General features: G+C 67.5%; 12 protein-coding genes. 5 read left to right on the plus strand and 7 right to left on the minus strand.

Annotation, left to right across the window (positions count from 1 at the left end):
- Positions 1–127: 127 nt before the first annotated feature.
- Both AC6A67_RS10740 and AC6A67_RS10745 read left to right on the plus strand, forming a co-directional pair.
- A complete protein-coding gene (locus AC6A67_RS10740) occupies positions 128–1,903 on the plus strand; it encodes an ABC transporter ATP-binding protein/permease (protein WP_498036553.1) in 1,776 nt (591 codons plus the stop codon).
- Between the two features lie 276 nt (positions 1,904–2,179).
- Positions 2,180–2,566 (plus strand): tudor domain-containing protein, encoded by a 387-nt coding sequence (locus AC6A67_RS10745; protein WP_498036554.1) that lies wholly within the window; start codon positions 2,180–2,182, stop codon positions 2,564–2,566.
- Positions 2,567–2,805: 239 nt separating this feature from the next.
- On the opposite strand, the gene AC6A67_RS10750 is transcribed toward AC6A67_RS10745, so the two are convergent.
- From AC6A67_RS10750 to AC6A67_RS10775, 6 genes are all read right to left on the minus strand, one after another.
- The gene (locus AC6A67_RS10750; protein ID WP_498036597.1) at positions 2,806–3,213 is read right to left on the minus strand and encodes an META domain-containing protein; all 408 of its coding nucleotides are present in this window, start codon (positions 3,211–3,213) and stop codon (positions 2,806–2,808) included.
- A gap of 294 nt (positions 3,214–3,507) precedes the next feature.
- The gene (hisG, locus tag AC6A67_RS10755; protein WP_498036555.1) at positions 3,508–4,494 is read right to left on the minus strand and encodes an ATP phosphoribosyltransferase; all 987 of its coding nucleotides are present in this window, start codon (positions 4,492–4,494) and stop codon (positions 3,508–3,510) included.
- Positions 4,495–4,509: 15 nt separating this feature from the next.
- On the minus strand, positions 4,510–5,646 hold the full coding sequence (locus tag AC6A67_RS10760; RefSeq protein WP_498036556.1) for an ATP phosphoribosyltransferase regulatory subunit: 1,137 nt from the start codon (positions 5,644–5,646) through the stop codon (positions 4,510–4,512).
- 154 nt (positions 5,647–5,800) lie between these two features.
- Positions 5,801–7,348 carry a histidine--tRNA ligase gene (gene hisS / locus AC6A67_RS10765; protein WP_498036557.1) on the minus strand — a complete coding sequence of 516 codons (1,548 nt, stop codon included), beginning with the start codon at positions 7,346–7,348 and terminating at the stop codon, positions 5,801–5,803.
- A 236-nt stretch (positions 7,349–7,584) separates the two neighbouring features.
- Complete coding sequence (locus tag AC6A67_RS10770) at positions 7,585–8,115, minus strand: hypothetical protein (RefSeq protein WP_498036558.1); 531 nt, start codon at positions 8,113–8,115, stop codon at positions 7,585–7,587.
- Between the two features lie 21 nt (positions 8,116–8,136).
- The gene (locus tag AC6A67_RS10775) at positions 8,137–8,454 is read right to left on the minus strand and encodes a hypothetical protein (RefSeq protein WP_498036559.1); all 318 of its coding nucleotides are present in this window, start codon (positions 8,452–8,454) and stop codon (positions 8,137–8,139) included.
- A gap of 218 nt (positions 8,455–8,672) precedes the next feature.
- On the opposite strand from AC6A67_RS10775, the gene AC6A67_RS10780 reads away from it, so the two are divergent.
- Both AC6A67_RS10780 and AC6A67_RS10785 read left to right on the plus strand, forming a co-directional pair.
- On the plus strand, positions 8,673–9,368 hold the full coding sequence (locus AC6A67_RS10780) for an alpha/beta fold hydrolase (protein ID WP_498036560.1): 696 nt from the start codon (positions 8,673–8,675) through the stop codon (positions 9,366–9,368).
- A gap of 131 nt (positions 9,369–9,499) precedes the next feature.
- Complete coding sequence (locus tag AC6A67_RS10785) at positions 9,500–10,411, plus strand: 50S ribosomal protein L11 methyltransferase (protein ID WP_498036598.1); 912 nt, start codon at positions 9,500–9,502, stop codon at positions 10,409–10,411.
- A 481-nt stretch (positions 10,412–10,892) separates the two neighbouring features.
- Here AC6A67_RS10785 and AC6A67_RS10790 read toward each other — a convergent pair whose 3' ends face one another.
- On the minus strand, positions 10,893–11,117 hold the full coding sequence (locus AC6A67_RS10790) for a hypothetical protein (protein WP_498036561.1): 225 nt from the start codon (positions 11,115–11,117) through the stop codon (positions 10,893–10,895).
- A 413-nt stretch (positions 11,118–11,530) separates the two neighbouring features.
- Here AC6A67_RS10790 and AC6A67_RS10795 point away from each other — a divergent pair, with 413 nt between their 5' ends.
- Positions 11,531–13,366, plus strand: a complete 1,836-nt coding sequence (locus AC6A67_RS10795) for an aminopeptidase P family protein (RefSeq protein WP_498036562.1) — start codon at positions 11,531–11,533, stop codon at positions 13,364–13,366.
- Positions 13,367–13,401: the final 35 nt, after the last annotated feature.

The raw sequence follows: 13,401 nt of genomic DNA on the forward strand, positions 1-13,401 counted from the left end.
GGCTGCGGCTGGTTACAGCTATGCGGCGCGCTACGCCTGACCACAGGGGAGCAGCAATTTTTCTCAGGGCGGCGCTGACGGACCGGCTCAGGTCTGCTCTGACGCTGCGCCCCAGCGGGCGGACACCATGCACGGACTGAAACAGGCTCTGGTCGATATCTGGCGGCTAGCGCTGCCCTATTTCATCTCACGCGAATTGACTACAGTCAGGCTCTGGCCGCTGGCTCCCTTCCAGGTGCAGCAACGGGTGCTGGCCTTTGGCTTTGCGGTTGTGATCATCGCCATCGAATTTGCGCTGGTGGCGATCAATGTGCGGATTTCGTATTTCTCGCGCGACTGGTTCAACGCCATTCAGAACAAGGACGCAGCGAGCTTCTGGACCCTGCTGCTCACCGTGTTCCTGTTCTGGGCGGTGATCTACATTGTCTCGGCCATCTACCAATATGCGCTGAAATCCTATCTGCGCATCCGCTGGCGCGCTTTCCTCACCGAGCGTTATGTCGGCCACTGGCTGGATGATAATGCGCATTATCACATGCAATTGCTCGGCCATGGCGCTGATAACCCCGACCAGCGCATCCAGCAGGATATTGATTCCTTTATCCTCAGCACCATGACGCTGTTCCTTGGCCTGTTGTCGTCGGTCACCACTCTGGCGTCCTTCGCGGTGGTGTTGTGGCAATTGTCCGCCGATTTCACCTTACCCGGCACGTCCGTGCAGGTGCCAGGCTTCCTGCTGTGGGGCGCCCTGATCTTCGCGGTGGTGGCCACCTGGATCACGCACACGGTCGGCAAGCCGCTGATTAATCTTAACTTCGAGCAGGAGAAATATGAGGCGAACTTCCGCTTCGCTTTGGCCCGCCTGCGCGAGTATGGCGAACAGGTTGCGTTGATCGGCGGCGCGCCGGCTGAAAAGCAGCATCTGGCCGGACGCTTTGGCGCCGTGGTCGGCAATTTCCTCGCCATTGTCAGCCGCACCAAGAAGCTGACCGCCGTCACCGCAGCCTATGGCCAGATCAGCAACGTCATTCCCTATGTGCTGGTCGCGCCCTATTACTTCGCCGGCAAGGTCACGCTGGGCGGCATGCAGCAGACCGCCGGCGCCTTTGGCCGGGTCAGCGACAGCCTGTCATTCTTCATCAGCGCCTACGCCACGTTGGCCGATTACAAGGCGGTGGTCGACCGTCTCACCACCTTCACCAGCGCGGTCGAGCTTGCCCGCCACACTGGAACCGAGGCCAGCAAGATCCGGCGTGTCGCCGCGGGCGATGGCAATCTGGTGATCCCGAAGCTGACGCTCGACCTGCCGGACGGCCAGCCGATCGTTTCCGTCAACGCGCTGTCGCTGCGCCCAGGCGAGACCACGCTGTTCACCGGCCCCTCCGGCTCCGGCAAATCCACCCTGTTCCGGGCGATCGCCGGCATCTGGCCGTTTGGCGAGGGTGAGATCCTGTTGCCCAAGGGTGCGAGCCTGTTGCTGCTGCCGCAGCGCCCCTATCTGCCCATCGGCAAATTGCGCGAGGCGGTGGCCTATCCCTCGGCGCCCGACGCCTGGAGCGACGCCGACATGCGCGCGGCGCTGGAGGTGGTGCAACTGCCGCATCTGGCCGCACGGCTTGAAGAGGAGGGCCATTGGGCCCAGACCCTGTCGCTCGGCGAACAGCAGCGGCTGGCGCTGGCGAGGGCGCTGCTGGCCAAGCCGGACTGGCTGTTCCTCGATGAGGCGACCTCGGCCATGGACGAGGGGCTGGAAGCGGTGTCTTACGGTCTGCTGGCGCGGGAGTTGCCCAACACCACCATCGTTTCGATCGGCCACCGTTCGACGCTGCACGCACTGCACGCCCGCCGCATCGACATGGCCAACATCGGCGCGCGCCTGTTCGAACCGCGCGATCACCGCTAGGCCTCAGCGCGCCGTCTGCGCCTGTCCAGGGCGCAGACGGCGTTTAGCCGGTGACCCGGTTGTTTATGGACATGGATGCCCGTGACCTGCACCTGCATGACGACGGGCCAAGTCGTGACGCGCCGCCCTGTCGGGCTGACGCAGCGACTGAGGTGCGGACAAGCGCATTCGGCGCCCTTTCCCTTATGGACGCAAGGTCATGCCCATGCTTATGCGGTGGCACAAGCAAGTGTCCGGCACAGGGCGTGATGGTCACGCAGCCGGCGAGGGGGGCAAATGACATCAATTCGTGCGACCGTGGCCATGGGGCTGTCGCTGATGCTCGGCGCCGCGGCGCTGGCGACGCCAGCGCAGGCGCTCAATGCTGGCGACTGGGTGCTGGGGCGGTTCAATAATGGGCCATATTGGTTCCCTGGCGTGGCAGTGCGGGTCTCGGGCGACCAGGTCACGGTGAAATATGATGACGGCGACAGCGAGATCCTGACGCGCGCCCATGTCCGTCCCTACACCTGGAAGGTCGGCACGCGGGTCGAGTGCAATTTCAAGGGCGGCGGCGACTGGTACGCCGGCCGGATCACGGCGCTGGAGAGCGAGAAGCTGTCGATCGCCTATGACGATGGCGATCGTGAGCGCACCACCACGGGCCGGTGCCGTTCAAAATAAGCCATGGGTCCCGCAAGGCGGCCTGACTTTGCTGCGTCGCGAACACGGTGATTGCAGTTTGCCCGCGCCTCTGTGAGCCCGGGCAAATTGCAACGCGGCCGCGCCGCCGCAGCCTCATTGGCGACCAATGCGGCTCCGGCCCCGGCGCCATCAACCGACGGCAGCGCCGTGACCAGCGGCGCACGAAAAAAGGCCGGGCGAGACCCGGCCTTGATCCAGATGCTGTGTGGGGCTGGCGCTTAGAAGGTGCGGTCGAAGCGCAGCTCGCCAGCCGGACCCTTCATCACCAGCTGGCCGCCGACGATGTCCCATTTCTGGGCGTAGCGCAGGGCCGACAGATAGGCGTTTTCAGCCGCGAGCGTTCCCTTGTCGCAGGCGCGACGGGTGAGGGCCAGCGGGCCGACGGCGATGCCCATGTCGCGCAGCGGGAAAGCCACCGCCGAGAAGGTGTTGCAGCCGCCAAAACCACGGGCGCGGAACTGCGAGTCAAGCACGAAGGACGGCTTCTCGGCGCCGCCATAGCGCTTGCCATTCAGGCTGACCGCGACCCAGTTCTTGCCGAGCGGGAAGTTCTTCTCGATCTTCTTGGGCTGGAGCGGCGCGGTCTGCGTCCCACGCTGCTGCGCATCCGCTGTCGTAAGCGTCATCGCGCCAGCCGCCAGAACTGCGGCTGCTGCTGTCAGTGCAAGGCGAACTGTCGTCACGTGCATCCACTCCCTCAAACAGACCGCTCCTCGCGACCCGCCGCGTTGTTCGCAAAATCCGGTCCAGCGTAGCCATGCCCGTCCGGGCCGTGATACGCAGCGGCTGCTGCGACTTTTCCAGCAATATCGCTGACTTTGCAAGCATCGCCCGGTCAAGAGCCGGTTGGGCCCTGCGTTTTACGCCGGGCCCGTCCAGCTCAGTTCAAGCCTGAAGCGCCGCTTACCGGCATATTTTGGCTATACTTGGTCCAGCCGGGCAAAAAGTCGCTCGGCCAGCGCGTTTTCCCGGCGGAAGGCATATTCCAGCTTCCGCACCCCGACATGGTCGGCGCCAGCCGCCGTCAGCGCCTCGACCAGCGCAAACATCTGCTTCGTCGGCACGATCAGCGTCGCTGGCGCGTCATGGGCAGGCGCGCCGAAGGGCAGGCGGGCGCTGAAACGCCCCGCCAGATTTTGCAGCGCTTCGGCGTCGAGCGATGGGGCGATCGCCGTCACCTCGCGGCTGGTGCGCGCCTCCTCTTCCGCGTTGATGCGGGTGAGGATGGTGCGCACGGCGGCGCGGGCCGTGGGGCCCCAGCTGGCCCGCATCGAGGCGACCAGATTGGCCCAGGAACGCAGCATGACGCCGTCGTCGAGGATTTTTAGATCATTGGCCGCCAGCGTCGCGCCGGTGGTTGTGATGTCGACAATGATCTCCGCCGAGCCAGCGGCGGGCGCGCCTTCGGTCGCCCCGAGGCTCTCGACGATGCGATAATCGGCGAGGCCATGGGCGGCGAAGAAGCCGCGCGTCAGATTGATATATTTGGTCGCCACCCGCATGCGCGCGCCGGTGCGGGCCCGCATGTCGGAGGCGACGTCGTCGAGGTCGGCCATGGTGCGGACGTCGATCCACGCCTGCGGCACGGCCACCACCACATTGGCGTTGCCGAAGCCGAGCGGCGTCAGCATCTCCACGGCGGTATCAGCGTCGAGCACCTGCTCGCGCACCAGGTCTTCGCCGGTGATGCCGAGATGGGCGACGCCGCTGGCCAGCTGCGAGACGATCTCCGAGGCGGACAGGAACATCACCTCGACCCCAGGCAGGCCCTTGATGGCGCCGCGATAGTCGCGGGCGCCGCCGGGGCGGTGCATCTCGAGGCCGGCGCGGGCGAAGAACGCTGCGGCGTTCTCCTGCAGGCGACCCTTGGAGGGGACGGCGATGACGAGCGGGGTATCGGCGGACATGGCGGTTTCCCCGGATCAGGCGGTCAGGGTCAGGCTGTCGAAACGGTCGAGCCAGACGGCGCAACCCACGGCGGGCAGCGGCTCTGCGGCGCCCAGCCGCTCGGCGAGGCCGTCATAGCGGCCGCCAGCGGCGACCGGGCGGCGGTCGGCGCGCAGCGGGTCGTCGATTTCGAAAATGAAGCCCGAGTAATAATCGAGATTGCGGGCGAAGGTCGCCGAGAAGGCGATGCTTTCCACCGGCACGTCGCGAGCGGCGAAGAAGCCAAGCCGCTCCTCAAACTGGTCGATGGCGGCGTCAATGGCGAGGCCGGTGTCGCTGGCCAGCTGGCGCAGGGCGATCACCGCATCGTCCGGGTTGCCGGAAATGCCGAGGTAACGCTCCAGGATGGCGCGCTTTTCGCCACCAAGCGCCGCAGCCCGGCGCTCGGCCCGGGCGAGAAAGCGCCGGGCGATGTCGCTGGCGCTGCGACCACCGACCGTGGTGATGCCGGCGATGGTCAGCACATCCTCGACAAAGGCCTGGGCGGCGCGCGGGTCCTGGCCCTCGAGCGCGCCGAGCAGACCGGCGTAATCGCCATCGGCGGCGGTGTCATCGGCCAGGGCGGCCAGCGGCTGGCCAGCGGCGACGCCGCGCAGCAGGCGGCGGCGGGTCGGGGCGTCGGCGCCCAGCGCCTCGACCACGGCGGTCAGCAGGCCCATGTCGCCGAGCCGCACGGCAGGATTGCGCAGGCCGAGCGTGGTGGTGGCCTCCATGGCCAGCGCCAGCATCTCGGCGTCGGCGGCGCCCTTGTCGTCGCGGCCAAAAGACTCCGCGCCAGCCTGGGGGAACTCGCCGGTCTCGCCAGCCCGCAGCCGGAACACCGGGCCGAGATAGCTCACATTGCTCAAAAACGCCCCGCCGCGCGCCCGGGCGGCGACCGCCATGCGCGTCACCGGGATGGTGTATTCCGGCCGCAGGCACAGCTCGGCGCCGTCACCGCTGGCGGTGATGAACAGGCGGCGGCGAATGTCCTCGCCGGACAGGTCGAGGAACACCTCGGCGGGCTGCAGCACCGGCGGCTCGACGCGGTGGTAGCCTTCGCGTGCGAACAGCGCCAGGAGACTGGCGCAGGCTTGCTGCGTGGCTGGTTCGTCGGTCAGCTGCGGCGACATCGCTCTTCACCTGTAGCGCCGGCCCGGAAGGCGGCGTCGCATGTTGGGGCCTGGGCCAGAGGGCTGGCCGGCGGCGCCTGTGTATCAGGAAACGGCGCCGCCGGCGACCGTTGTCCACGGGGCCGGCGGCAAGGGGTGTCGGTAGGCGGCGCCCTCAGGCGTAGCGGGCGAGCACCCGCTGCACGGCGGCGACCAGCTCGCCCTCAGAGGCGGCGAACTGGGCTTCGGCCTGCTTGGCCAGATAGGTCTCGCGATCCTTGATCTGGCGGATGGTGGCGCCGAGGCGCAGGTCCTTGATGGTGACCTCGCCCTTGTCCTTCTCATTGCTGCCCTGGATGACGACGCAGACGCTGCTGCGCTTGTCGGCATATTTGATCTGCGCCTGCATGCCAGCCTGGCCCATATACAGCTCGGCGCGCACGCCGGCAGCGCGCAACTGGCTGAGCATGGCCTGGTAATCGGCCAGCCGGTCCTTGTCGAGCACGAGGATCACCACCGGGCCGAGCGGCTTCTCAACCGCCACCACCGGGCTCTGCACCGCCAACAACGCCGCCATCAGCCGCGAGACGCCGATGGAGAAGCCCGTCGCCGGAACGTCCTCGCCGCGGAAACGGCCAACGAGGCCGTCATAGCGACCGCCGCCGCCTACCGAGCCGAAGCGCACGGGGCGGCCCTTGTCGTCCTTGACCTCGAAGGTCAGCTCGGCCTCGAACACCGGGCCGGTGTAATATTCCAGGCCCCGCACAACGGAGGGGTCGATGATGACCCGGCCATCGTCATAGCCCGCCGCCGCCAGCAGGCCGGCGATCTCGGCCAGTTCAGCGCAGCCCTCGCCGCCAGTCGCGGTGTCGGCGAAAGCCTCGGCCAGCGCCGCCACCGTGCCGCTGTTGCTGTCGCCACGGGCGGCGAGCACGGCCAGCACCCGCTCGGCGGCCTCTGGCGTAAGCTCCGCGCCCTTGGTGAAGTCGCCGCTCTTGGCCTCCGGGTTCTCCCAGCGGCCCTTGCCGAGCAGGTCGCGCACGCCGTCGACGCCGACCTTGTCGAGCTTGTCCATGGCGCGCAGCACGATCAGCCGCCGCGCCGCATTGGCGTCGCCGCCGATGCCAATGGCTTCCATCACCCCATCCAGCACCTTCCGGTTATTGATGCGGATGACGTATTTGCCCTTGAGGCCGAGGGCGTCGAGCGTGTCGGCGGCCATCATGCAGACTTCGGCGTCGGCGGCGACCGAGGCCGCGCCGACGATGTCCGCGTCAAACTGCATGAACTGGCGGAAGCGGCCTGGGCCGGGCTTTTCGTTGCGGAACACCCAGCCGCAGCGATAGCTCTTGTAGGGCTTGGGCAGCGCGTCAAAATTCTCGGCGACGTAACGGGCCAGCGGCGCCGTCAGGTCATAGCGCAGTGACAGCCACTGCTCATCATCGTCCTGGAACGAGAACACGCCTTCATTCGGCCGATCCTGGTCCGGCAGGAACTTGCCGAGCGCGTCGGTATATTCGATGAACGGCGTCTCCACCGCATCGAAGCCGTAAAACGCATAGGTCTCACGGATTTTATCGAGCATGCGGGCGCTGGCGGCGATCTCGGCGGGGCCGCGATCGATGAAGCCACGCGCCAGCCGCGCCTTGGGGCGGTTTTGCGCCTTGCTGGCCTGCGGCGCTCCGGCGCTGGTCTGGTCGACGGTCTGATCGTTCTGGGACATGGCGATCGCATACTCCGCGACAGGCAGAGGGGCAAGGCGGAAAGCTCCGTCATGCCGACGTGCAATGGGCTAAAGCCATCACAGGCTGTCCATGACAGGCTGGCGATTAGCCCAGCCACGGCGCCGAAGCGTCATACCAGATACCGATGAGCATGACAGGTCGGGTTCTGGATAAGCCCTTGCGGCGCCTGAGCATGACAGGATGCGGATGCGTCAGCGTCAGTCGCAGCCTGGCGTCAGTCGATCGCCGGGACCCGCTCCGGCGCGCCGGACCACGTCCAGGCCATGCCCGGACGCGACACGCCCAGCATCATGCCGCCCAGCGTGTCGGGATGCAGCCACAGCTGGTCGGGCATCTTGTCGGGCGCGCGGCCCGCCGGGCGATCGACGGTGACGCCAACGCCGGCGGCCCGCGCCCGCGCCTCGATCTCGCCGATCCGCGCCGATTCTGCGAAGGCCATGTACATCACCGGCCCGTGCTTGTGCATCTGCCGGGCCATGGTGGTGTCTGGCTTCACCGGATTGATCACCTCAAAGCGGTGCAATTGGCCAGGCTGGAACAGGGTGAGGATGCCCTCATAGCCGAAGGTCTCCGAGACGATGGGCGATTCGATGCTGCGGTCGAGGCTGAACAGGCTGGCGAAGCGGGCGGAGGTCAGCTCCGGCGCGGGGTCGAGCAGCGTCGCCTCATAAAAGAAGTCGAGCAGCCCCACGGCGCTGCGCTCCTCATGTGGCGAGACGATCACCCTGAGGCCGGGGATGCGCATGGAGGCTGGCTCCAGAAACAGCTAGCCATTGCTGCTAGCGGCGGCGACGCCGCGCTCCGCGAGCAATTGCTTCGCCATGGCGACGTTGTGAGACGAGACGCCGGCGGCGAACATGTGGGCGCGACCGCGCGCCGCCAGCGCTGCGGCGACGGGGCCAGCGCCATCTGGCTCAAGCAGCTCCACGAAGCCCTGGGCGGTGCGCAACAGGGTGCGCCGGGCCGACAGGGCGTCCACCCGGTCTTCGCCGGCGATCTCGGCGTCGAGCAGGCTGATCCAGTTCTGCGCCGTGGCGCGCGCATCCGGGGTTGCGAGCGCAACCCGGTCGATGTGCTTCAGCATGGGCGTCGTCCTCCATTGGCGCGCCTTGCGCGCCCGCTGACAGGGTCAGACGGGGCCGGTCGCGCTGCGCCCTCCGGCGGGCTTTGCCAAAGTGTGCCGCCTGATCATTGGAATGTCGATGATTTCGGGGCAGTGTGGCGCGATCAGTGTGGCTCAAGCTGCGCGCAGGCCAGCAGAGTCTGGGCTGACGATGCGGCCCTGGTCGGGGGGAGTGGGGCATGGGCGAACCAATTGTGCTGATCCCGGGGCTCGGGTGCTCGGCACTGCTCTATGAGGCGCAAACGCCGGCGCTATGGCCGCATGGGCCGGTGCAGGTGGCCAATCATCTCGACGGCGACAGCATGGACGCCATCGCCAGCGCCATTCTGGCGGCGGCGCCGCAGCAATTCGCTTTGGCTGGCCTGTCGATGGGCGGCTACCTCGCTTTCGCCATCATGCGCATGGCCCCGGCGCGGGTGACGCGGCTGGCCCTGCTCGACACGGCGGCGGTTGCCGATACGCCCGAGGTGGCGGCGCGACGGCTTGCGGCGATCGCCATGGCCGAGCAGGGCGACCTCGACGGCCTGGTGCGGGAGAACTGGCCGCGCGCCGTGCATCCGCAACGGGTCGATGACGCAGCCCTGCGCGCCGTCTACCGGGCGATGAACGCCCAGGTCGGCCTCAGCGCTTACGCAAGGCAGCAGCGGGCGATCATGGCGCGGCCCGACTCGCGCCCGACGCTCGCCGCCATCCATTGCCCGACGCTGGTGCTGGTGGGCGATCGCGATCAATTGACCCCGCCGGAGCGGGCGCAGGAGATGCACGCGGCGATCCCTGGTTCGCGGCTGGAGGTGATCGCCGACTGCGGCCATCTCGCCACGCTCGAGCGGCCCGACGCGGTCAACGCCGCGCTGCTCGACTGGCTGCAGATGTAATGGCGGCGGGCAATCCCGAGATCAGCTGGGGCTTGCCGCAGCTCACCGCCATCAGGCCGGGGCGGGGGGCGCGCTGGGTGCGCCATGTTTTCGCCTCGCGGCGCGGCGCTGGCTGTGCTAACGGCCTGGCCATGATCGAAGGACTGCAACCCCACAAGGCTACGCGCATCATGCGCCTCGCCACCGACGAGCGCAGCGCCCGCCGGACCACCGAAATTCTTGGCGAGATTTTTGATCCCGTCGAGACCGCCGTCTCGGCCTTCGAGACGGACGAGGGCTGGCTGCTCGAAGCCTATTTCGCCCATCCGCCGGATGAAGCGATGATCATCGACATCATCCGCCCGGTGGTCGGCGACGCCGCAGACCATGCCGTGTTTGACGACATTCGTGAGCAGGACTGGGTGCGCGCCTCGCTCGACGGGCTGAAGCCCGTGCGGGCTGGCCGCATCCTGGTCTATGGCAGCCACGACCGGCACGTGGTCAAGGCCAATGACGTCGGCCTCGAAATCGAGGCGGCGCTGGCCTTCGGAACCGGCCATCACGGCACCACTTCGGGCTGTCTCGACGCGCTGGTGCGGCTGGCCAACCGGCGCAAACCGGCCTCGATCCTCGATGTGGGCACTGGCACCGGCATTCTGGCCATCGCCGCCGCCAAATGGCTGCGGCTGCCGGTGACCGCCGGCGACCTCGACCCCACCGCCATTGACGTCGCCATCGATAACGCCAAAGCCAATGGCGTGGCCGATCTGGTCAGCTATTACGTGGCGCCTGGCGTGCAGCATGCGCTGGCGCGCGGCCGCACCTTTGAGATGGTGTTCGCCAACATCCTCGCCCGACCGCTACGGCTGATGGCGCATGATCTGGCCGGGGTGCTGGCGGCTGACGGCAATCTGGTGCTGTCGGGACTGCTGGCCCGCGACGTGCCAGGCGTGCTCGCCGCCTATCGCGCCCAGGGGCTGTATCTGCACGAGCGCACCGATCGCGAAGGCTGGGCCTGCCTGGTGCTGCGCCGCGGCGGCGCGTCGCCACGCCCGAAGCACTGAACGGATAAGGGCGCGCCGATCCTGACGGGGCGGCGCGCGACCTTCTCTGGCGCTTCAGGGGGTGCGACCGAAAGGCGGGGCTGACGGCCTCGGGCAGGGTTGAGGCGCAGCAGCGCCCGACAGTTGTGCGCCAGAAGCTGCGCACAATGGCTCCTCCGCACGAGAAGCTTGCCCGCAAACTATGTGTGCGCGACGCCCGTACCCATTTGACGACACAGCCGGCCATCGCGCCGGCTGTTTTTGTCAGGTCACGCCGATCGACCTCTGTCAGGCGCCGACTTCCAGCGGCCCCAGACCCGCGATGCGCGGCCATGCCGGTCTTGCGGGCTCCAGACATGCAAAAGCCCGAACATCCAGACGTCTACAAGGACATCACGGATTTCGGGCCATGCATTGGCGCGCTATGCAGCGCGCCGACAGTGTTGGTTCAGCGAATACTGCGGCGGCGCATGATATGCCGCGCCGTGCCGCAGGAATTGTTTCAGCGCTGCGAACCGTAGACCAGACCGGTCTCGAGATCCTGGAAGCCGCCGACTTCCTTGAGCTGCTCCGGGCCGAGCTGCGCTGCGACCTGCAGCGTATCGCCCATGGCGCCCGCGCCGCCGAAACCGGCGAAGAACGAACGAAGGGCGGAGCCGAAGCTGACGGTGTTCGCCGAACGGGCGGCGGACTTGACTGAAACGTTGGTAAGCGTAGCGGTGGCCATTGGTCTATCTCCACATCTGAAAGACAGCCCCAGCGTTCCTCTTGTTCTTGTATGCAGCCTATGTAGGCCCAATTGGGTCCGTCCAGTAGTCATCTTAAAGCATGGCGCCCATTACCCTTGTGCATGTCAGATGGTTACAGAAAAAACTGTCATATTTGTGTTTTAAAACAGAAAAAGTTTCGTACATTACTTTCCGCATTCCGTACGCATCAGTACGACGTGCGGGGCAGGGCGTACGCAAGCGCCCCGCTGACGCCGGAAGCTGCGCCTCAGGGCGATGAAACGCTGAGCTTTGGGCGTGTGGCGCTGGCCTTGCGTCAGCCAGTTGATTGCGGCCATATCGCTGCGGGCCAGGGCGGATGGCTTGCGTTGGCGCAAGTGGCCTGATGTCTGGCGGATGCAGGGAGTGCGGAATGTTTCAGGCGATGTTTCAGGGTTTTGGCGACAGCGCCGACGGCGCCGCCGGAGCGGAGCGCCTCGCAGCCCTGCGCGCCGAACTGCGTCGCCATGGCCTCGACGGCTTCGTCGTGCCGCGCGCCGATGAGCATCAGGGCGAATATGTGCCGGCCAACGCCGAGCGGCTGGCCTGGCTGACGGGCTTCACCGGTTCGGCTGGCTCTGCGGTGGTGCTGGCCGACCGGGCGGCGCTGTTTGTCGATGGCCGCTACGTGCTGCAGGCGCCGGCCCAGGTGGATGCCGGAGTGATCGCCGTGGTTCCCCTGCTCGACATGAGCCCGGAAGCGTGGATCCGCGCCAATCTGCCGGCCGGAGCGCAGCTGGGCTATGACCCATGGCTGCACACGCCAGCCGCTGTGCGGCGCCTGGCGGCGGCGGCGACGGCCGCGGGCGGGACGCTGACGCCGGCGGCGCACAATCCCGTGGACGCCATCTGGACCGACAGGCCGGCGGCGCCCTGCGGCGCCGTGCGGCTGCATCCGCAGGCGCTGGCCGGCGAGGGCGCCGCCGAGCGCCTGCAGCGCCTGCGCGAGGCGCTGGCGCGCGAAACCGTCGACGCGCTGCTGGTCAGTGATCCGCACAATCTGGCCTGGCTGTTCAATATTCGCGGCTCCGACGTGCCGCATACGCCGCTGGCGCTTGGCTATGCGCTTGTGCCGTTGCGTGGCGAGGCGGAGCTGTTCATCGATGGCCGCAAGCTGACGCCGGAGGTCACGGCGGCCCTGACGCCGCTGGCCAGGATGTCGCCGCCGGCCATGCTCACCGAACGGCTGGCGCAGCTGGCGGATGGCGGCGCGCGCATCCGCCTCGACGCCGCCACCGCCGCCTCGGCCCTCGCCGACATCGTGCGCGACGGGCACGGGGATGCCGGCGGCGAGGCGGATATTGGCGATGACCCGCTGACGCTGATGAAGGCGCGCAAGAACCCCGTCGAGATCGCCGGATCCCGCGCCGCCCATTTGCGCGACGGCGTGGCGGTGGCCCGGTTCCTGCAATGGTTCGACGGCGCGGCGCCAGCTGGTGATCTTACCGAGATCGACGCGGTGGCGGCGCTCGAGACCTTCCGGCGCGAGACCAATGTGCTGGAGGATGTGTCGTTCCCGACCATCTCCGGCGCCGGCCCGAACGGCGCCGTGGTGCATTACCGGGTGACTGAAGACAGCAACGCCGCCATCACCGAGGGGATGTTCCTGATCGATTCCGGCGCCCAATACCGCGACGGCACCACCGACATCACCCGGACCATCGCCGTGGGCGAGCCAGATGATGAGATGCGCGACCGCTTCACCCGGGTGCTCAAGGGGCATATCGCCGTGGCGACGGCGATTTTCCCGAAAGGCACCTGGGGGGCGCAGATCGACAGCTTCGCCCGCCGGCCGCTGTGGGAGGCGGGGCTCGATTTTGACCATGGCACGGGCCACGGCGTCGGCAGCTTCCTGTCGGTGCATGAGGGGCCGCAGCGCATCTCGCGCCTCGGCAATGTGGCGCTGGAGCCGGGGATGATCCTGTCCAACGAGCCGGGCTATTACAAGGCCGGCGCCTGGGGTATCCGCATCGAAAACCTGCTGGTGGTCGAGGAGCGTGTCATCGACGGGGCCGAGCGGCCGATGCTGGGCTTCGAGACGCTGACCCTGGCCCCCATTGATATCCGCCTGGTGGAGCCCGCGCTGCTCAGCGAGGCCGAGCGGACCTGGCTCAACGATTACCACGAGCGCGTGCACGAGGCGCTGGCCCCGGCCATGACCGGCGAAGCCAGCCGGCACTGGCTTTGGCAGGCGACCCGGCCGGTCTGAGCCGGCCCAGCGCTACGAAGACAGGTATGGCGGCT

The sequence above is a fragment of the Camelimonas sp. FR25 genome (genome assembly GCF_059740505.1).

What these genes read in the sequence shown, in the direction of transcription:
- hisS (WP_498036557.1), bottom strand. Translation starts at nt 7,348, where the DNA reads ATGTCCCAGAACGATCAGACCGTCGACCAGACCAGCGCCGGAGCGCCG.
- AC6A67_RS10780 (WP_498036560.1), top strand. Translation starts at nt 8,673, where the DNA reads ATGGGCGAACCAATTGTGCTGATCCCGGGGCTCGGGTGCTCGGCACTG.
- AC6A67_RS10770 (WP_498036558.1), bottom strand. Translation starts at nt 8,115, where the DNA reads ATGCGCATCCCCGGCCTCAGGGTGATCGTCTCGCCACATGAGGAGCGC.
- AC6A67_RS10775 (WP_498036559.1), bottom strand. Translation starts at nt 8,454, where the DNA reads ATGCTGAAGCACATCGACCGGGTTGCGCTCGCAACCCCGGATGCGCGC.
- AC6A67_RS10745 (WP_498036554.1), top strand. Translation starts at nt 2,180, where the DNA reads ATGACATCAATTCGTGCGACCGTGGCCATGGGGCTGTCGCTGATGCTC.
- AC6A67_RS10795 (WP_498036562.1), top strand. Translation starts at nt 11,531, where the DNA reads ATGTTTCAGGCGATGTTTCAGGGTTTTGGCGACAGCGCCGACGGCGCC.
- hisG (WP_498036555.1), bottom strand. Translation starts at nt 4,494, where the DNA reads ATGTCCGCCGATACCCCGCTCGTCATCGCCGTCCCCTCCAAGGGTCGC.
- AC6A67_RS10760 (WP_498036556.1), bottom strand. Translation starts at nt 5,646, where the DNA reads ATGTCGCCGCAGCTGACCGACGAACCAGCCACGCAGCAAGCCTGCGCC.
- AC6A67_RS10740 (WP_498036553.1), top strand. Translation starts at nt 128, where the DNA reads ATGCACGGACTGAAACAGGCTCTGGTCGATATCTGGCGGCTAGCGCTG.
- AC6A67_RS10785 (WP_498036598.1), top strand. Translation starts at nt 9,500, where the DNA reads ATGATCGAAGGACTGCAACCCCACAAGGCTACGCGCATCATGCGCCTC.
- AC6A67_RS10750 (WP_498036597.1), bottom strand. Translation starts at nt 3,213, where the DNA reads ATGACGCTTACGACAGCGGATGCGCAGCAGCGTGGGACGCAGACCGCG.
- AC6A67_RS10790 (WP_498036561.1), bottom strand. Translation starts at nt 11,117, where the DNA reads ATGGCCACCGCTACGCTTACCAACGTTTCAGTCAAGTCCGCCGCCCGT.